16 protein-coding genes are annotated in these 18373 nt (G+C 51.9%); 10 read left to right on the top strand and 6 right to left on the bottom strand.

Annotated elements, in window-relative coordinates:
* Positions 1-92: 92 nt before the first annotated feature.
* Together fliP and PsAD26_RS22365 are read right to left on the bottom strand one after the other, a co-directional pair.
* Positions 93-854, bottom strand: a complete 762-nt coding sequence (gene fliP, locus PsAD26_RS22370; RefSeq protein ID WP_084403779.1) for a flagellar type III secretion system pore protein FliP — start codon at positions 852-854, stop codon at positions 93-95.
* Between the two features lie 10 nt (positions 855-864).
* On the bottom strand, positions 865-2319 hold the full coding sequence (locus PsAD26_RS22365) for a flagellar biosynthetic protein FliO (RefSeq protein WP_063312183.1): 1455 nt from the start codon (positions 2317-2319) through the stop codon (positions 865-867).
* Positions 2320-2764: 445 nt separating this feature from the next.
* Between PsAD26_RS22365 and flgB the strand changes: the two genes are divergently transcribed.
* The 7 genes from flgB (at position 2765) to PsAD26_RS22330 (ending at position 8870) form a co-directional block, all read left to right on the top strand.
* Positions 2765-3172 (top strand): flagellar basal body rod protein FlgB, encoded by a 408-nt coding sequence (gene flgB, locus PsAD26_RS22360; protein ID WP_084403778.1) that lies wholly within the window; start codon positions 2765-2767, stop codon positions 3170-3172.
* 54 nt (positions 3173-3226) lie between these two features.
* Positions 3227-3637 (top strand): flagellar basal body rod protein FlgC, encoded by a 411-nt coding sequence (flgC, locus tag PsAD26_RS22355; RefSeq protein WP_108818255.1) that lies wholly within the window; start codon positions 3227-3229, stop codon positions 3635-3637.
* A 35-nt stretch (positions 3638-3672) separates the two neighbouring features.
* Positions 3673-3981, top strand: a complete 309-nt coding sequence (locus PsAD26_RS22350) for a flagellar hook-basal body complex protein FliE (protein ID WP_208860463.1) — start codon at positions 3673-3675, stop codon at positions 3979-3981.
* Positions 3982-4038: 57 nt separating this feature from the next.
* Positions 4039-4305, top strand: coding sequence for a flagellar biosynthesis protein FliQ (gene fliQ / locus PsAD26_RS22345; protein ID WP_057462613.1), 267 nt, complete (start codon positions 4039-4041; stop codon positions 4303-4305).
* Positions 4306-4348: 43 nt separating this feature from the next.
* Positions 4349-5122, top strand: a complete 774-nt coding sequence (gene fliR, locus PsAD26_RS22340) for a flagellar biosynthetic protein FliR (protein ID WP_063289596.1) — start codon at positions 4349-4351, stop codon at positions 5120-5122.
* Positions 5123-5133: 11 nt separating this feature from the next.
* Complete coding sequence (flhB, locus tag PsAD26_RS22335) at positions 5134-6210, top strand: flagellar biosynthesis protein FlhB (protein WP_063312181.1); 1077 nt, start codon at positions 5134-5136, stop codon at positions 6208-6210.
* 95 nt (positions 6211-6305) lie between these two features.
* The gene (locus tag PsAD26_RS22330; RefSeq protein ID WP_063312180.1) at positions 6306-8870 is read left to right on the top strand and encodes an ATP-binding protein; all 2565 of its coding nucleotides are present in this window, start codon (positions 6306-6308) and stop codon (positions 8868-8870) included.
* Positions 8871-8939: 69 nt separating this feature from the next.
* Here the strand turns inward: PsAD26_RS22330 and PsAD26_RS22325 are convergent, their stop codons facing one another.
* The 3 genes from PsAD26_RS22325 to PsAD26_RS22315 form a co-directional block, all read right to left on the bottom strand.
* Complete coding sequence (locus PsAD26_RS22325) at positions 8940-9407, bottom strand: hypothetical protein (RefSeq protein WP_063312244.1); 468 nt, start codon at positions 9405-9407, stop codon at positions 8940-8942.
* 397 nt (positions 9408-9804) lie between these two features.
* Positions 9805-10719 (bottom strand): pseudouridine-5'-phosphate glycosidase, encoded by a 915-nt coding sequence (locus tag PsAD26_RS22320; protein WP_063312179.1) that lies wholly within the window; start codon positions 10717-10719, stop codon positions 9805-9807.
* A 32-nt stretch (positions 10720-10751) separates the two neighbouring features.
* A complete protein-coding gene (locus PsAD26_RS22315) occupies positions 10752-11675 on the bottom strand; it encodes a PfkB family carbohydrate kinase (protein WP_063312178.1) in 924 nt (307 codons plus the stop codon).
* A gap of 303 nt (positions 11676-11978) precedes the next feature.
* Here PsAD26_RS22315 and recA point away from each other — a divergent pair, with 303 nt between their 5' ends.
* The 3 genes from recA to PsAD26_RS22300 all read left to right on the top strand — a co-directional run bounded on the left by recA (position 11979) and on the right by PsAD26_RS22300 (position 17259).
* Positions 11979-13043 carry a recombinase RecA gene (recA, locus tag PsAD26_RS22310; protein WP_057462600.1) on the top strand — a complete coding sequence of 355 codons (1065 nt, stop codon included), beginning with the start codon at positions 11979-11981 and terminating at the stop codon, positions 13041-13043.
* Positions 13044-13233: 190 nt separating this feature from the next.
* The gene (gene alaS, locus PsAD26_RS22305) at positions 13234-15894 is read left to right on the top strand and encodes an alanine--tRNA ligase (RefSeq protein ID WP_063312177.1); all 2661 of its coding nucleotides are present in this window, start codon (positions 13234-13236) and stop codon (positions 15892-15894) included.
* Positions 15895-16083: 189 nt separating this feature from the next.
* Positions 16084-17259 carry a cyclic nucleotide-gated ion channel gene (locus PsAD26_RS22300; RefSeq protein WP_063312176.1) on the top strand — a complete coding sequence of 392 codons (1176 nt, stop codon included), beginning with the start codon at positions 16084-16086 and terminating at the stop codon, positions 17257-17259.
* Here PsAD26_RS22300 and PsAD26_RS22295 read toward each other — a convergent pair.
* Complete coding sequence (locus PsAD26_RS22295) at positions 17249-18229, bottom strand: glycerophosphodiester phosphodiesterase family protein (protein WP_063312175.1); 981 nt, start codon at positions 18227-18229, stop codon at positions 17249-17251. The two genes, PsAD26_RS22300 and PsAD26_RS22295, sit on opposite strands and share 11 nt — an antisense overlap.
* Positions 18230-18373: the final 144 nt, after the last annotated feature.

Below are 18373 nucleotides of genomic sequence, written 5' to 3'. Positions count from 1 at the left end.
CTTCGTTGTAGGAACAGTTTTTGCACCGCATGATCGCTCATGCGGTGTTTTTTTGTTTGGAGTTCACCTGAAAAGGTAGGTTGGTGAAGAGGCTAACCGCCGAAACTTCGGACCAAGCTGCCTGTGATCAATTGCCAACCGTCTACGAGCACAAAGAAGATGAGCTTGAATGGCAGCGAGATCACGATTGGTGGCAGCATCATCATGCCCATGGACATCAGGACTGATGCAATCACGAGATCGATGATGAGGAACGGCAGGTAGAGCAGGAAGCCGATTTCAAAGGCGCGGCGCAACTCACTGATCATGAAGGCTGGCACGAGAACACGCAGGCTCAGCTCTTCAGGAGTTTCCGGGGCAGGGGCCTTTGCAAGTTCCTGAAAGAGCAGGAGATCAGTTTCGCGTACTTGTTGGCGCATGAACTGGTGAAAGGGTTCGGATGCCCGGTTGAATGCTTCTTGCGGGTCGATGGTGCCTTCAATCATGGGCTTTGCGCCCAGATCCCATGCAGTTTCAAAGGCTGGGGCCATGACGAAGGCTGTCAGGAACATGGCAAGGGATAGCATGACCGCGTTTGGCGGTGCAGTCTGAAGCCCGATTGCAGAGCGGAGCAGTGAAAGAACCACAACGATACGTGTGAAGCTTGTCACCATGATTAGGATGCTCGGCGCCAGTGAGAGCACTGTGAGCAGCATGACCAGCTGAACAGCACGCTCTGTTACCGAGTTGCCTTCTCCGCCTCCAAAATCAATTGAAATGCTTTGAGCAGCAGCAGGACCGAACCAGAAAAGCAAGAGAGCGAAACCCAAAAGCCCCAATCGGCCTTTGTTTTCGCTCAGCTTTGCTTTCACCATTCCTGCTAAATTATTTTGTGTTGGCCTCAATGTCATCTAGCAGGTCTGCCATTTCCTTTGCGATGCCATCGGCGGCTTCGCTGGGATCATCTTTAGGTGATGTTTTCTCTGCTTTTTTAGGAGCAGTTTCGGAAGCTACCGGCTTTTCTGCCTTCTCTTCCTGCTTTGCTGGTTTCTCAGCTTCAGGTGCCTTTTCCGGCTTAGCTGGCTTCTTGGCTTTTGCTTTGCTGGCGGCTTTTTCCTTTGCCTTGGCTGGCTCAGGCTTCTGCTCTGCAGCAGGAGTTGGCGCGGCCTCTGCTTTTTCAGCTGGAATAGCTGCTGGTGCTGCGTCAGCTTTTGTCTCTTCTGGCTTCAGCACAGGCTTTTCAGCGGCAGCTTCAGCTTTTGCGACAGGCTTTTCGGCAGCAGCCTCAGGCTTTGGCGCGTCTTTCTTTTCTTCCTGCACTTTGGCTGGCGTCTCAGTTACCCGTGGGCGCATGAAGGCACTTGCTGCGTTTGCTGCCGGACCATTCAAAGGCGGTTTCATTGCTGCTTTTGGAATAGGCTTGGATGCTGCCGGTGCTTCTGGCTGTGGCGCTTCCGGTTTAGGCGCAGGTTTTTCTGCAGTTTTCTCTGGTACTGGCGCGATCGGCTCCGCCTGCTTCACGGCGGGGCTTGGCTGTGACGGGCTGAGTGAGCGTGGTGAGGCCGGACGCGCTGGAGACGGGCGTGCTGTGATTGGCCGTGCCGCTACTTTTTGAACACCACGTGCGCCGCCGATGGTTGGCGTCTGCAACGCGGCAGGCCTGCCTGCTGGCGCGGTTGCCGGTGCTGGGGCAGCTGGTCTTGCCGGACGCGCAGATGCCATGTGCCCTGTTGTTGCAGCTTGAGGGATTGGCGCTGCCTGAGGCACAGTAGCAACTTTTTCTTTGATTGCTGCTGGTGCCGGGGCAGGTGCTGTCGCGACAGGTTGTGCAGGTGCCTTTACTTCAGGCTGCTGCTTTGGGGCAGGGCGGCTTGCAAGCACAGGTTTCACCTCTGCCGTTGCAGGTGTTGCTTCTTCACCCCAGTTCAAGCGCGCTGTTGGTTCTTCTGAAGAGGGTGTTTGTTCTGATGTTGCCGGTGTGTTTCCGACTTGCCCGTTGCCAGTAAACATCTGCCCGCGAGGCGGGGCCGAGACCGGCATGCCGCGGATGATGCCTTGTTCAACAACAACGTCGTTAGCGCCCCCAATCATAATGAGGTGCTCAACATTGTCTCGGCGGACAAGCAGTAATCTGCGCCGCGCATCAATATCGGTCGCATCCATGATTGCAAGACGAGGTTGGCGACTTCGCGACCCCTTGTAACTGGTTCTTGCTAAGCGCTTCAAAAGCGGGATGCAGACCGCAATGAGAACCGCGATAATCAACATCGCCAGTACGACAGCAAGAAGCTGGGCGCTTCCCTGCGACATACCAGTGGTTTGGGCCAGCCAGTCAGGCATGAATGTTCCTCAACTCGTATTCAACATTCAGCGGACTGCTCTTTAGACTAAACAGCCCGGAATTGGGGTACGAATCCCCGCATTAACTCATGCGCGCATTTGTAACCTATAGTTTATGTAGAATGAACAGTTCACAGGGATGAAGTTGGTGGCGTTACCCGAGTTTTTACGCGAAAATCACGAAATTCCGCTTTTGGACGGGTGAATTTTGCTGGCTCGGCAAATTTTTCCACTTCTCAGGTCACAATTCTTAATAGGTGCTAAAGCCTATGATTCTTTTCAGTGCTCTGATGTGCTCGGAATTTTGGTAGTGCTCTGCTTTTTAAGGATTCTTCGGTGTGTAAATATTAATAGAACCTTAATATTAACTTTTTGTTAACCATTTCCTAGGCACTTTCTACCTAGTTTAATTTACCAAATCTGTTCTCATAGGTTGTGCTGTCAGATGGCCTTAACTGATCTTCCGATGTTTCAGGCATTGCGCCAAAAGATGCAGTGGCACCAACAACGTCAGGGTGTACTGGCGGAAAATGTTGCCAATGCAGATACGCCGGGTTACCGCAGCAAGGACCTGAAGGATCTGAGCTTTGGTGACATGGTCCAGGCCGAGGCTGGAGCTGGAGCCTTGCGCCCTGTGGCAACCAATGCCGGGCACATCACAAGTGGTGGGATCAGCGCTGGTGTCGAGACGAAAGTAAGCAAGGCTTCCAGCTTTGAAAGAACCCCAGACGGCAACAGTGTGGTTCTTGAAGAGCAGATGATGAAGATTGCCGAGAACCAGATCGACTATCAGACAGCAACAAGCCTCTATACGCGCAGCCTTGGCATGTTCAAGACCGCGCTTAGACGATGAGTGAGAGCAGTTGCCTTGATGTGATGAGCACAGAGGTTAATGTGGGAGGAACCCATGGATTTTATTAAGTCGATGTTTATTGCGGCGTCCGGGCTGAAGGCTCAGACAGGTCGCATGCGGGTGATCGCAGAAAACATTGCCAACGCAGATTCCACCGGCCAGACACCGGGTGAGGATCCGTATCGTCGCAAGGTTCCCACATTCACAAACAGCTTTGACAGCAAGGTGGAAGCTGAGCTGGTGAAGCTTGGCAAGGTGCGTGAAGACCAGAGTGAGTTCAAGCTTCGGTATGAGCCGGACCACCCGGCGGCCAATGACAAAGGCTACGTGAAGATGCCGAATGTAAGTACGCTGGTTGAGATGGCGGATATGCAGGAAGCGACCCGCTCTTATGAAGCGAACCTGAATGTGGTGAAGTCTTCGCGCTCCATGATGCAAAAAACGCTCGATATTCTTAGAGGTTGATGACCGGTTGGCTGACACCGGAAGGAGATACAATCATGTCTAATGCTTCTATTGCTGCAAGTGCTTATGCAAACACAGCAAAACTGAGCAATCCACTTGAAGCTGCCAGTGAGAGCGGTGACAAAAGCGGTGCTTTTGGCAATATGGTTCAGTCTGCAATCAGCGAGATCAATGAAGGTGGTCAGGTTGCTGACGTGCAGTCTCTTAACCTGTTGCAGGGCAAGGCCAACGTGGTGGATGTGGTGACAGCGGTTGCTGAGACTGAGCTTGCGCTGGAGACCGTTGTTTCAGTTCGTGACCGTGTTATTTCTGCGTATGAAGAAATTATGCGGATGCCAATCTAACAGCTTGGCTATATGTGTCAGTGCTAAGATGGTGAGCGAGAGGGTGGTTAGAGCAGGATGAGCGGAGCAGAAGTGCTGGATATTGCCAGCGAGGGCATATGGACGCTTATTCTGGTGTCGTCTCCTGTGATGCTTATCGGGCTTCTGGTTGGTGTGATTGTGGCGCTGTTTCAGGCGCTGACACAAATTCAGGAGCAGACGCTGGTGTTTGTTCCTAAGATCCTGAGTATTTTTATTGCTTTGCTCGTGACACTTCCTTTCATGGGGGAGTTGATGAATTCTTTTACAAACCGCATTGCCGGGTTGATTATCTCCGGATATTGAGCGAGATACAGCGCAGGGTAGCGCGCATTCTGGGGGCAAATTTGTGACGGTCAATCTGGATTTTCTACCGGTGATCGTTATGGGTTTCCTGCTGATGTTTGCGCGTATCGGCACAATGTTTATGCTCGTGCCTGCCTTTGGCGAATCCTTCATTCCAGTTCGTGTCCGTTTGACCATCGCGCTTTTGATGACTTACGTGCTGGCCCCCATCAATGCTGATCTTTATCCGCCAGATGCCATGAGCAGTCTGCCGCGCCTGCTGGGTTTGCTGGGTGGGGAGCTTTTGGTTGGATTCTTCATCGGTCTGTCGATGAAGCTGATTTCCTACGCCCTTTCTACTGCTGGTACGATCATGGCCAACCAATCCGGCCTTGCTTTTGCGATGGGGGGTGATGCAACGAACTCTGGTCAGCAGGGCGCGTTGATGGGCAACTTCCTGAATGTGCTTGGCATCTGCATGGTGTTTGTGACCAACCTGCATTACGTGATGATTGCTGCCATGCAAGACAGTTTCACACTGTTCCCTCCGGGTAATCCGCTGCCGGTTGGCGACCTCTCAGCACAGGCGATTGCGACGGTGTCGCACATGTTTTCTGTCGCCCTTCGCATGGGTGCCCCGTTCATCGTAGTCGGGATCGTGTTTTACTTCAGTCTGGGCCTGTTGAACAAGCTGATGCCACAGATGCAGATCTTCTTCATCGCCATGCCGGTTAATATTCTGATCGGGTTTGGTATCTTCCTGTTGCTGCTTTCAACGCTGATGGGTTTCTACCTGACAGAGTTCCGAAATGCGCTTCAGCCGTTCCTGCTGAATTAACGAGGGATGTAATGGCTGACGATACCGACGATTCGGAGAAAACCGAGGACCCCACCCAAAAACGGCTCGATGATGCATTCGAGAAAGGGGACATACCGAAATCGCAGGAAGTGAGTGCCTGGTTCTCGTTGTTGGGAACTGCTTTGGTGATTTCTTTCCTTGCTCCTGCGATGGTTGGGGGCATTTCTACAGTTTTAAAGGGCTTTTTTGCCCATGCAGACACGATTGCTGTTGATCCGGGCGCTCTTGTTTTCCTTTTAGAAATAACTGGGCCCGAAATACTTGGTGTGGTGGCATTGCCGTTGCTCACACTTCTGGTGCTTGCCGTTGTTGGCAATGTGGTTCAACACAAACCACTTTGGACAGCTGAACGGTTGAAGCCGAAGTTGAACAAGATCTCGCCGCTTTCAGGAATGAAGAGGTTGTTCTCTAAAGACAGCCTTGCGAACTTTCTGAAAGGGCTCGTGAAGATCATTGCGGTTGCTGTGGTTGTCTTTCTGGTGCTGTGGCCGGAAAGAGACCGTCTGGATACAGTGGTGTTCAGAGAAACGGGCCTTGTGCTGGAGGAGGTCCGCGAACTTGCTATTATGGTGATTGGAGCAATTCTTGCGCTTATGACTGTTGTTGCCGGAGCCGATTTGGTGTGGCAACGGAAAAAATGGTTCGAAAAGCAAAAGATGACCCAGCAGGAAGTGAAAGAGGAATACAAGCAATCTGAGGGTGATCCCAAGATTAAAGCCAAAATTCGAGAGTTGCGCCTTCAGCGTTCACGCAACAGAATGATGGCAAGTGTGCCGGATGCGACGGTTGTTATTACAAACCCGACCCACTACGCGGTTGCCCTGAGTTATGAAGAGGGCATGGGAGCACCGCAATGTGTTGCGCTTGGGGTGGATGAACTGGCGCTCCGCATACGAGAGGTTGCGAAAGAATCTGATGTGCCGATCGTGGAGAACCCACCACTGGCACGTGCGTTGTATGCAACGATAGAATTGAATGATTATGTGCCTGAGGAGCACTACGCCGCGGTTGCTAAGGTGATTGGTTATGTCATGCAGCTGCGTAAAAAGAAGAGCTGGCGGTCTTAACGGCATTTACGTGTCGGAGTGTCGGCTTTGGAGCGGACTATTCTCATGGCGCGATGGAGTCAAATCGTCTGCGGGGCAGCCGTAGAGAGGGTAAGATGACGAAGACCGAAGCGCGGCGACCTGAGCCGGTGATAGACAGGACAGACAAGGGAGGCAGCCTTGGGGCCTTGATGCTGCTTGCATTAGGCCTTGTTGCAGCGACAGCCGCCTTCGCGTTGATGCGCAAGGAACAGGCGGAGCCCTATATTTTGGGGCTCCTGGGTGTTCTGGCCGTTGTCGGGGTGTTTTCTCTCTTTGCTATGGCTATCGGGCTTTTGCGGTTTATCTCCAAAACCCATCGCAATCCGCTTGCTGAATCCTTCATGAACTCGCTGGATGATGGCGTGCTTCTCGCTGATCACAATGGCCGCATCATTTACGCCAACCAGTCCTATGCTGAGTTGACTGGGGCCCGTGGACCTGCGGATGTGCGCACGGTGGAGCGGGTGTTTTCGTCAGACCCGGACGCTGCTGATGCCATATTTCGGCTGTCGCAAGCGGTGCGGAGCGGACGATATGCAACAGAAGAAGTGCGCCTGCCGAATGCGGTTGGTGAGGTTGCCAGCGGAGCGCGTTGGTATCGCATCAGTGTGCGACCGCTGGATCAGGATGCAGCGGTTGGCGTTGAAAGCGGCATTACCATCTGGCAGGTCTCCGATATTACGCGTGACCGTACCGAACAGGAAAACTCCTTCCAGGAGCTGCAGAGGGTTATCAATTTCCTTGACCATGCGCCCTGCGGTTTCTTTTCCTCTGACAGCACCGGCAAGCTGGTCTACCTGAATGCGACACTTGCTGACTGGCTTGGCTATGATCTGACCCAATTCATCTCCGGCGAACTGTCTTTGAAAGACATCGTGCGCGGAGAAGGGGCAGCTCTTGTTGAGGCGCTGCTGGGCTCTGAGGGTGAAGTTAAGACCGAGAGCTTTGATATTGATCTAGTGACCCGCAATGGCACCGGTCTGCCTGTGCGCCTTGTACACCGTGTGCCGTTTGGAGCTGATGGGCTTGCTGGTGACAGTCGTACGCTTGTGATCAATCGCTCTGCGGGCAATGATGATGAAGAAGCGCTGCGGGCTGCCGAGGTTCGCTTCTCACGCTTCTTCAACAACACACCTGTCGCGATTGCCTCTATCGACAAGAATGGCCTTGTGGAGCGCACCAATGGTCCGTTCATGCGTTTGTTCGAGCAGGGTGAAGGCCTTGGCAAGGATGTGAAGCTCACCGAGTTCGTCGTTGAAACTGACCGCGTTGCTCTGCAAAGCGCGCTGGAGGAAGCTGCGCTGGGCAAGAGCGAGATTGCGCCGCTTGATGTCTCGCTTAAAGGGAATGGCGATCCGCGCTCCGCGACCTTCTACGTTTCAGCTGTGCAGGACAGTCAGGCCGGTGAAGATGCTGCGGTGATTTATGTTCTGGAAACCACCCAGCAGCGTGCGCTTGAAGCTCAGTTTGCCCAGAGCCAGAAGATGCAGGCGATCGGTCAGCTGGCTGGCGGTGTTGCGCATGATTTCAACAACGTTCTGACCGCGATTATCGGGTTCTCTGATCTGCTGCTGGCAAGCCACCGGCCTACAGATCCGGCGTTCCAGGATATCATGAACATCAAGCAGAATGCGAACAGGGCCGCTGGTCTTGTGCGTCAGCTGCTCGCGTTCTCCCGCCGTCAGACCTTGCGTCCGCAAGAGCTGGCACTTGCGGATGTGCTGGCTGATGTTTCCATTTTGCTGGACCGTCTGCTTGGTGAGAAGATTGAGCTGAAGTTGGTACATGGCCGGGAGCTGTGGCCTGTGATGGCGGATGTGAACCAGCTTGAGCAGGTGATCGTCAACCTTGCCGTGAACGCCCGTGATGCGATGGAAGGTGGAGGCGAAGTCTCCATCCGTACGCTTAATGTGGAAGAGGCTGTTTCCAAAACCTATGAAAACACGCGCGGTATGCCACCGGGTGAGTATGTTCTGATCGAGGTGGCTGATAATGGCCATGGTATGTCTCAGGACGTGATGGACAAGATCTTTGAGCCGTTCTTCTCGACCAAAGATGTTGGCAAAGGAACGGGTCTTGGGCTTTCCACTGTTTATGGCATTGTGAAGCAGACTGGTGGCTATGTGTTCTGCACCAGTGAAGTTGGTGTGGGTACCACGTTCCGCATCTTCCTGCCGCGTCACATCTCCACTGAGAAGGAAGAGGTGGTTGAGGTTAAGACGGAACAGGAAGTGACAGAGGCTGACCTGACTGGTTCTGCAACCATTCTTCTTGTTGAGGATGAGGAGGCTGTGCGAGCCTTTGCTGCGCGTGCATTAGGTGGCCGCGGCTATGAGGTTTATGAAGCAGGTTCCGGCACTGAAGCATTGGAAGTGATGGAAGAAACAGGCGGGGCGATTGACCTTGTGGTTTCTGACGTGGTGATGCCGGAAATGGATGGGCCAAGCCTGCTTATTGAGCTGCGCAAGACGCGTCCAGACCTGAAGATCATCTTTATCTCTGGCTATGCTGAGGATGCGTTTGAGAAGAACTTGCCAGCTGAGGAGAGTTTCACCTTCTTGCCGAAGCCGTTCACGCTTAAACAGCTTGCAACAACTGTGAAAGAAACGCTGGAAGCCAAAACGCAAGAGCGTGCTTAGTTTCTTGCTCTTTAATGCAAAAGGCTGGAGAGCTGGGAAGCTTTCCGGCCTTTTTTGAATCTTGGATGCTTAGCAGCCCGAAGATGATTCCGCATTGGCCTTCAAACGTTGCAGATTTTGCATGGAGGCAGAGTTTGCTGGAACTTGGAACGCGCGTTCCTCGGGCGTGTAGATGTTGTTGACCAATGCAATATCTTGAACAACATTTGTAGAGCACTGAGAGCCGGAGAAGCGTACGCGAATGCGATAGGCGCGCTCGCCAGCATCAGAAGGGCCGAATTCGTTATCGAACACAGCGTTTTCGCCGCGCAGATAACTTTCCATCACCACCATGTTTGGTTCATTCTGCTGCACGATGGTGCCTCGTGCGCTTGCGCTGTCTACCAGTGTATTGCGAACAGTTTCAGGTGATGCGTTGATCTGGATGGTTTGAGAATCTGCGTCTGCACGAATGGCAGGCTGGCCGCTGCGATTGGATGGGCCGCTTTGGCAAGCTGCGAGAGCTGCTGTTAATCCGATAAAAATAAGTTTCTTCATAGCGTAAATCCTGCGGGTGACAAAAACAGAAGCAGCTGCCGCCAACCGCGAAATTCTGTTTGGCGTGATTTCAATGGAGCCACCCACTAAATGGGATTGGCCTTTCTCGCATATGCCCGCCTGATGGCGTTTTGATGAGCACTCTATGACCACAAGATGCAGATGCGCCAATAGAAACACAGAGATGTAAAGTTCTATAGCTTTAGAACACCTAAAATAATCGGGACCGAAAAACAACGGAATCTTTCGATCAAAGAGGTGTGAACGTCTCTGCATGATTTGAGTTGATTGAAAGTGCCAGGGGGGGATCCCGAGAAACAACGCAGATTGCGCATAAAAAAAATCCGGGTTGGATTGACCAGCCCGGATTTGCATTTCTGTTTGGTTTAAAAGCTGCTTATGCAGTCAAACCACAGGCAATTTTTGTTGCAAGCTTTGCGTTGTTTTTAACCAACGCAATGTTTGTTGCAAGGCTGCGGCCCTTGGTGCGCTCGAAAATGTCTTGCAGCACGAACGGTGTTACTTCCTTGCCGGTGACGTTCTGTTCTTCAGCTGCCTGAATGGATGCATCAATGAACACCTGCATTTCGTCAGATGGAATTTCATCTTCTGCAGGTACCGGGTTGGTGACCAGCATGCCGCCGTGATCGCCAAATGTTTCGCGGAACTTGATCAGTTTGGAGATGTCGGAAGCATCGTCCAGGCTGTAAGGCGCTTTGATCTTTGAATCGCGAGACCAGAAGGCTGGTACGTTTTCACAATTGAACCCAATGACTGGAACGCCGCGTGTTTCCAGAACTTCAAGTGTCTTTGGAATGTCGAGCAGGGCTTTTGCGCCTGCGGAAACAACGCAAACTGGAGTGCGGGACAGCTCATCCAGATCAGCTGAGATATCGAAGCTGGTTTCTGCGCCCTTGTGGACACCGCCGATGCCGCCGGTTGCGAATACGCGGATGCCAGCTGCGTGTGCTGCCATCATGGTTGCGGCTACGGTTGTGGAACCGTTTTTACCCAGTGCCATAGCGAAGGACAGATCTGCGCGGGAGCACTTCATGACGTCTTTGGCGTTTGCCAGTTCTTCCAGAGTGCTGTCTTCCAGACCTACGTGAAGTTCACCATTCAACACTGCGATTGTTGCAGGGACCGCGCCACCGTCGCGGATGATCTGTTCTACTTCGCGGGCAGTCTCAACGTTTTGCGGATACGGCATGCCATGGGTAATGATGGTGGACTCCAGCGCAACAATAGGGGCGCCATTGCTCAGAGCATCTGCAACTTCTTTTGAATGATGGATTTTAATTGAACTTCCCATGGTTTTCCCAGTCTTTCGTATGTTGTTGGTGCTTAGGCATGTTCTAATAAACGAGCTTTAAGCGATTGGGGTGAAAGCGTTTCTGGCGCGGCGCCAGTCGCTTCCACTGTAATTGATGCAGAAGCAAGGCCGCTTTTTACTGCTGAAACCGGGGCTTCATTGAGGCAACTTGCATAAAGAAAGCCTGCAATGAAGGCATCACCTGCGCCGGTGACATCCACGGGAACAACAGAAAATGGAGTGTGCGAGCTTGTGCTGCCTGCACAGTGAAGAGCCAGTGGTTTGTTGGAATTGCTGACCAGAACAATTGGAATGCCCGCAGATGCCAGCTTTTGAGCTAGTTCTTCTGCTGAGAATTCTCCTGGTTTGCACTCCAAAAGAGCTGTGGCTTCATCTGTGTTGGTAAAAAGAATGTCGATTTTTGAGAGGAGGGAACGCAGTTTGGGCGCCTTCGCAATTGAGACAGTGTCTGCTGCGAGAAGGCGATGCTCCTTGGCATCGGCGAGTGAGAGAAGTGTTGCTTCTTCCAGATTGGTTTCGCAGAGCCAGATATCGCAGTCCAGCAGAGCCTGCGGGATCGGATGGGCCTGTGAGAAACTCACCATTGCTGTGATTTCACTATCCGAAATAGCTGAGAATAACGTGCCATCCGGATTGTGAAGTGCCAGATAGGATCCGGTTCTCCCGTCTGCGACAGTGGTGATACTGGAAGTATCAATCCCGCACTCTGTCAGACTTTTTGCGAGGAATGCTCCGTCTGCATCGTCCCCCAGACATCCATGCATTGTTGGTTGCATGCCCAGCCGGGCCATTGCGCGTGCAATGTTTGCTCCAACACCTCCAGCACGGGACATTATTTTCCCGGGTGTTGAAGTGTCCGGCTTGAATGGTCGATCTGCGTGGGCAATCCTGTCCAGATGGACTGCTCCGATTACTCCGACCTGTTTAGTGGACATAACCAATTCTTCCTCCCGACATCGAAAGACAGTTGATATGCAATGTGGTTGGCCAAAGCAAGCTACGAGCAAATACAGACTGTGGGTGATGTATCAAAAGTGCACTTTTACTGTCTGATTCCAGATGCATTCCTCCAAGCGTGTGTCGGGAAAAGTTATCTACATGTTGAACAATAAGAGAACACATTGAAATTAATTCATTTTTATTAGTTAGTTATCAGGTATTGCGAAGTTGGAACAAAGTGAGTACAAATAACTGGCTTTGAAACTGCGCGTCCATCGTGAAATAAGGGATGAGAACGTATGGCACAAACTTCACTTCGCCTTGTTGAGGGCAATCAGATGGACAAGAATAAAGCACTGGATGCAGCGCTTTCCCAAATTGAACGAGCCTTTGGTAAAGGCTCCATTATGCGCATGGGCCAGGGGCAGGCCGTAGAAATCCAGAGCGTCTCGACTGGTTCTCTCAGTCTTGATATCGGTCTTGGAATCGGCGGACTTCCAAAAGGGCGTATCGTTGAGATCTATGGACCTGAAAGCTCCGGTAAAACCACACTGGCTTTGCACACAGTTGCCTGTGCGCAGCAAGGAGGTGGAATTTGCGCCTTTATTGATGCTGAACATGCGCTGGATCCGATTTATGCACGCAAGCTTGGTGTGAATATTGATGACCTGCTCATCTCTCAGCCGGATGCTGGTGAACAGGCGCTTGAGATCGCCGATACACTGGTTCGTTCTGGTGCGATTGATGTGCTGGTGATCGATTCCGTTGCTGCGCTGACACCAAAAGCTGAACTTGAAGGGGAGATGGGCGATTCGCTCCCAGGCCTGCAAGCTCGTTTGATGAGTCAGGCACTGCGCAAGCTGACCGCTTCCATTTCCAAATCCAACACTATGGTGATCTTCATCAACCAGATCCGTATGAAGATCGGTGTGATGTTTGGTTCGCCTGAGACGACAACTGGTGGTAACGCGCTCAAGTTCTATGCTTCTGTGCGTTTGGATATCCGCCGTATCGGTGCGATTAAAGATCGTGACGAGATTGTTGGTAACCAGACCCGCGTGAAAGTGGTGAAGAATAAGCTGGCGCCTCCATTCAAGCAGGTTGAGTTTGACATCATCTACGGTGAAGGCATCTCCAAAATGGGGGAATTGCTGGACCTTGGTGTGAAAGGCGGCATTGTTGAGAAGTCAGGTGCGTGGTTCTCCTACAACAGCCAGCGGCTGGGGCAGGGGCGAGAGAACTCGAAAACCTTCCTGAAAGAGAATCCTGAACTGGCAGACGAGATTGAACTTGCCATCCGACAGAATGCAGGTTTGATCGCTGAAGCGATTGATGATCCAGAAAAAGCTGCGGAAAACCAATAGAGTTTAGAGGGGCTGGATTTATCCAGCCTCTTTTTTTGTAGGGTTTTATGGACAGATTTGCTGCATATGGCTAAAACGCGGCAGATACTAATTTTTTGCTGCATCGTTTTTGATGCGCATACCCTGCAATTTGGCGGCTGTGATTGTTGAAGTAGCTGACCACTAGAAAATGAGACGGACATCAAGATCTATGAGTGGCGTCAATGAAATTCGGTCGGCTTTTCTCGACTACTTTGCAAAGAACGGACACGAAGTTGTTCCTTCCAGTCCACTGGTGCCACGCAATGATCCGACATTGATGTTTACAAATGCGGGTATGGTGCCATTCAAGAACGTATTCACCGGTTTGGAAAAACGGGATTACGTGCGTGCAACATCCTCGCAAAAGTGTGTTCGCGCTGGCGGTAAGCACAACGATCTGGATAATGTTGGCTACACTGCGCGTCACCACACCTTTTTTGAAATGCTGGGCAACTTTTCCTTTGGTGATTACTTCAAGGAAAACGCTATTGAGCTGGCGTGGAATCTGATCACCAAAGAATACGGGTTGCCGGCTGACAAGCTGTTGATCACGGTTTATTCCGAGGATGAAGAAGCCTTCAAAATCTGGAAGAAGCTGACCGGTTTTGCTGATGAGAAGATCATCCGCATTCCAACCTCAGATAACTTCTGGGCCATGGGTGATACCGGCCCTTGTGGCCCATGTTCTGAGATCTTCTACGATCACGGTGAGCATATCTGGGGTGGCCCTCCAGGCTCCCCTGAAGAAGATGGTGATCGCTTTATCGAGATCTGGAACCTCGTGTTCATGCAGTACGAGCAGCTGCCAGAAAAGCGTATCGATCTGCCACGTCCATCCATCGATACAGGCATGGGGCTTGAGCGTTTTGCTGCGATTATGCAGGGCGTACATAACAACTACGAGATCGATCTCTTCAAGGCTCTGATTGCGAGCTCTGTACATCTCACTGGCGTAGAAGCTGTTGGCAAAGCACAGGCGAGCCACCGAGTGATTGCAGATCACTTGCGGTCTATGGCCTTCCTGATTGCTGATGGTGTTCTGCCGTCCAATGAAGGCCGTGGTTACGTTCTGCGCCGCATCATGCGCCGCGCGATGCGCCATGCAAACCTTCTGGGTGCGCAAGAGCCAGTTATCTTCAAGATGCTGCCTACTCTGGTTCGTGAAATGGGCCAGGCGTTCCCTGAGCTGCCACGTGCAGAAAAGCTCATTGAAGAGACTGTTCAGCTGGAAGAAAAGCGTTTCATCAAAACTCTTGAGCGCGGTCTTGGCCTACTGGAAGATGCAACCAGTTCTCTGGGCTCCGGTGATCAACTTGATGGTGAAACAGCGTTTAAGCTTTATGACACCTTCGGCTTCCCGCTCGATCTGACACAGGATGCATTGCGCAGCCGTGAGATTGCGGTTGATACCGATGGGTTCAACACTGCCATGGAGCGCCAGCGTGCTGAAGCTCGTGCGGCGTGGTCCGGTTCTGGCGATGCTGCAACCGATGCGATCTGGTTCTCTATTAAGGAAAAAGCAGGCGCGACTGAGTTCCTTGGTTATGAGACTGAGAAGGCAGAAGCGGTTGTTCTGAACCTTGTGAAGGATGGTGAAGAAGTCACTTCTCTGAAGCAAGGTGAAGAGGGATCCTTGATCCTTAACCAGACACCGTTTTATGGCGAATCCGGTGGTCAGGTTGGCGACTGCGGTACCATGGTTGCTGATGGTGTTTCTCTTGCTGTGACGAACACGCAGAAGAAAGCGGATGGGCTGTTCGTCCATGCTGTTCGTGTTGAGAGCGGTGAAGTTAATGTGGATGACGCGCTTGAGTTGGTTGTTGACCATTCTCGCCGCAGTGCAATTCGGTCCAACCACTCTGCGACACACCTTGTTCACGAAGCTTTGCGTGAAGTGCTGGGTACTCACGTTGCTCAGAAGGGCTCTTTGGTTACGCCTGAGCGTCTGCGTTTTGACTTTTCGCATCCAAAGCCTGTCAGTGCTGAAGAAACTGTACGGGTTGAGGCTCTGGCCAATGAGATTGTGCTGCAGAATGGAGCTGTTGAGACTTCTTTGATGGAAGTTGATGAGGCGATTGAAGCTGGCGCGATGGCTCTGTTCGGTGAGAAGTATGGCGATGAAGTCCGTGTGGTTTCTATGGGTACGGCAACCACTGGCGAAAAAGCCGGTAAGTCTTACTCCGTGGAACTTTGCGGCGGCACGCATGTGAAACGCACTGGTGACATTGGTCTTGTGACTGTTGTTTCTGAAGGTGCTGTTGCTGCTGGTGTTCGCCGTATTGAAGCACTTACGGGTGATGAAGCACGTAAGTATCTGGCAGAGCAGGATGCGCTGATGCGTGAGACTGCTGGTCTGCTTAAGGTTGCTGCGGCTGACGTTCCTGCTCGCATTGCAAGCTTGCTGGATGAGCGTAAGAAGCTTGAGCGTGAACTGACGGACGCGAAGAAGAAACTCGCGATGGGCGGTGGCAGTTCCGATGGGGATGCTGGTGTTACTGAAGCAGGTAAATTCAAGCTTATGGCTCGCGTTCTTGAAGGCATTAACCCGAAAGACCTTAAGTCTGTTGCAGATGAAGGCAAAACTGCGATTGGTTCCGGTGTTGTTGTGCTGATCAGCAAAGCGGAAGACGGTAAGGCTGCGATCGTTGTTGGCTCGACCAAGGATGTGAGTGAGACGGCCAGTGCGATTGAGCTTGTTCGCATTGGTTCTGCTGCTCTTGGTGGTCGTGGTGGCGGTGGCCGTCCGGACATGGCGCAGGCTGGTGGCCCAGATGCAAGCAAGGCTGATGAGGCGATTGCTGCGATCAAGGCTCACCTTGAAACGCTTTAATACCGAACCAAAGATCTAAGATTTGCAAAGGGGGGATTTAATCTCCCCTTTATTTTTTGCCAGTTACTTTCGCTGAGTGCCTCTTTTTGCGGTTTGCGTGGGCCTGCAAAATGGTGAGGGGAGGTTTGTTACTCTTGGGTTTGCTTTATCTGTTTCTTCAAGCGCGCGGGAATTGTATTGGGGGCTTTGGTGGCACACTCCATTAAGTTGAAAGTTTATAATCTGCTGGAGCGCAGCAGTGCCGGTAATCGGCTTGCCAAGCAGATCGACGCTATTCTTATCGTCTTCATCGTTTTGAATGTGGGACTTGCTGTTCTCGAAACCGAGCCCAGCATTGGAGAGGTGTATGTCTGGCAGATTTTTTTGCTGGATTTTGTTGCCGGTTCAATCTTTGCCATAGAGTATCTGCTGCGGCTCTGGGTTTCGGACCTGCATCCACCTTTGAGGAAATACGGACCACTCAAAGCGCGTGCAGTTTATGCGGTACAGCCGCTCTCATTAGTTGATTTTATAGCTGTTCTGCCCTTCTGGCTTTCGTTGTTTTTTGCCAGCATCAGTTGGAAGTCGCTTGTTATTCTGCGTTTGTTGCGGTTCTTGAAGATTGCGCGGTATTCGCCTGCTGTTCGTTCTTTGATTTCTGCTGTGGTTGCTGAGCAGAGGGCGATTGTGGGCAGTCTAGTGCTGATTCTGGGTGTTGCTCTTGTAGCCGCTACGCTGCTTTACAGTGTTGAACACGCTGTCCAGCCAGAGCATTTCGGCACCATTCCAAGTGCGTTGTGGTGGGCGTTTTCTACACTCACTACGGTGGGTTATGGCGATGTTGTGCCTGTCACTGCCGTGGGCAAAACCATTGCAAGTGTTGTGATGTTGATGGGGTACTGCCTGTTTGCGCTGCCGGTTGGCATTGTTGGCACCGCGTTTGCGCGTGAAATCCATAGCAGGGACTTTGTTATCACCTGGGGAATGGTGGCCACTATTCCGTTGTTTGAGCGCTTGTCTGCAGTTGAGATCGCCGCTGTGACTGAGCTTTTACATTCGCACAGTGTGCCTGCTGGGCAGACCATTTGCGAGAAAGGGGAGGATGGAGACAGCCTTCACCTGATTGCATCTGGTGAAGTGGAAGAAGTGTTTGATGATCACCGTGTTTTGCATGGTGAGGGGGAGCACTTTGGTGAGGCATCGTTGTTTGCTCATCGCAAGCGAACGGCCAGCGCTGTAGCGCGCACATCGGTACAGCTTATGGTGCTCAAGATGGAAGACCTGCGCCGCTTCATGGATCGCAAGCCGGCTGTTGCCAGGAAGATCATTGATGAAGCTATTGACGAGCGCAAGAGCCATCATACGGATGTGGAGTTTACTTCGTAGTCTGGCGCTGGATGTACGGTGTTAGCATTTCGATCTTATTGGTCCAGATGTAGCCATCAAAATTATCAGGCACTGCAGCAAGCTGTTCGGTTGTATCTATGCCGCCACCTGCACCCTGTGATTTGAATGGGCCCGATGCGATGACTTCGCTGCCATATTCCTTGAGCCTTTGTTGGAATTTATGTGGCCAGCCCCACACAGCCCATGTGTAATTTGAGGGAACACCAATGACGGTGCCTCTGCAATCATGTGGAACGTATCCACTCCAGCCGAGAGCGACGTATGTTTTTAGGCAGGCTTTGGTTTGGCGTTTGTCGAAGCCTACGATTTCCTCGTTGCTATCTGCAATGCTCCAGGTGGGGGCAGCAGCTCCATAGACACCCCAGATTTGCTTCTTCCATTCTGGATGTCTGCTGAGTTTCTCTTGAAGGAGTTCTGCCGAGCGTAGTTCTTTCTCCTTGAAATTGATCAGGAACTTCTTGCCGGGGAGGGCGCGGAACACCTCCTCAAGTTCTGGTAAGGCACCTATGCCGGTTCCCCTCAATGGATAGGTTTTTCCGCCGTCTGCAGTGTAGCCATAGCCGATGTCCAGTGCTTTGAGCTTTGCAAGTGAATGAGATCTGGTGATGCCTAGGCCATTGGTCCGGCAGTCCAGTGTCCAATCATGAAAGACGGCGAGTTTGTTGTCTGCTGTTGGGTGTACATCCAGCTCCACAATATCTGCGCCAGCTTCAAACGCGGCTTTCATAGAGGCAATTGTGTTTTCCAGATAGGAATGAGAAGGCGTGTCAATGCGTTCTGCCGTACAAGTCTGATTGGTCAGCTCGTTGCGATGATAGGTTTGGTGGACACCGCGATGAGCAATGAACCTGGGTTTGCCGGATAAGGGTTGGCTTGAAAGCCATGAGGCGTTGTAGAGGTAGACCCCGGCAAAGACGAGGAGGAGCAGCAGGACAATCTTTTTAAACATAAGAGGCGCCGGGTTGGAAACAGAGACCGTCCGCCTAGGTTGAAAGCCTAATGTGTTCTCACTTAGGCGTTGTTTTGGCGTACTCAAGATTTCGGCATCGAGGTGCCGGTGAAGTCCTTGGGAACTTTGCGGTAATCAGGCACA

The sequence above is a fragment of the Pseudovibrio sp. Ad26 genome (assembly GCF_001623285.1).
GTDB lineage: Bacteria > Pseudomonadota > Alphaproteobacteria > Rhizobiales > Stappiaceae > Pseudovibrio > Pseudovibrio ascidiaceicola.
Note: the sequence above shows the minus strand (reverse complement) of the source record. Positions and strands in the feature narration are given on the sequence as shown.

What these genes read in the sequence shown, in the direction of transcription:
- PsAD26_RS22325 (WP_063312244.1), bottom strand. Translation starts at nt 9,407, where the DNA reads ATGAAGAAACTTATTTTTATCGGATTAACAGCAGCTCTCGCAGCTTGC.
- PsAD26_RS22365 (WP_063312183.1), bottom strand. Translation starts at nt 2,319, where the DNA reads ATGCCTGACTGGCTGGCCCAAACCACTGGTATGTCGCAGGGAAGCGCC.
- PsAD26_RS22320 (WP_063312179.1), bottom strand. Translation starts at nt 10,719, where the DNA reads ATGGGAAGTTCAATTAAAATCCATCATTCAAAAGAAGTTGCAGATGCT.
- flgC (WP_108818255.1), top strand. Translation starts at nt 3,227, where the DNA reads ATGGATTTTATTAAGTCGATGTTTATTGCGGCGTCCGGGCTGAAGGCT.
- alaS (WP_063312177.1), top strand. Translation starts at nt 13,234, where the DNA reads ATGAGTGGCGTCAATGAAATTCGGTCGGCTTTTCTCGACTACTTTGCA.
- PsAD26_RS22315 (WP_063312178.1), bottom strand. Translation starts at nt 11,675, where the DNA reads ATGTCCACTAAACAGGTCGGAGTAATCGGAGCAGTCCATCTGGACAGG.
- fliQ (WP_057462613.1), top strand. Translation starts at nt 4,039, where the DNA reads ATGAGCGGAGCAGAAGTGCTGGATATTGCCAGCGAGGGCATATGGACG.
- flgB (WP_084403778.1), top strand. Translation starts at nt 2,765, where the DNA reads ATGGCCTTAACTGATCTTCCGATGTTTCAGGCATTGCGCCAAAAGATG.
- recA (WP_057462600.1), top strand. Translation starts at nt 11,979, where the DNA reads ATGGCACAAACTTCACTTCGCCTTGTTGAGGGCAATCAGATGGACAAG.
- PsAD26_RS22330 (WP_063312180.1), top strand. Translation starts at nt 6,306, where the DNA reads ATGACGAAGACCGAAGCGCGGCGACCTGAGCCGGTGATAGACAGGACA.
- PsAD26_RS22350 (WP_208860463.1), top strand. Translation starts at nt 3,673, where the DNA reads ATGTCTAATGCTTCTATTGCTGCAAGTGCTTATGCAAACACAGCAAAA.
- PsAD26_RS22295 (WP_063312175.1), bottom strand. Translation starts at nt 18,229, where the DNA reads ATGTTTAAAAAGATTGTCCTGCTGCTCCTCCTCGTCTTTGCCGGGGTC.
- flhB (WP_063312181.1), top strand. Translation starts at nt 5,134, where the DNA reads ATGGCTGACGATACCGACGATTCGGAGAAAACCGAGGACCCCACCCAA.
- fliP (WP_084403779.1), bottom strand. Translation starts at nt 854, where the DNA reads ATGGTGAAAGCAAAGCTGAGCGAAAACAAAGGCCGATTGGGGCTTTTG.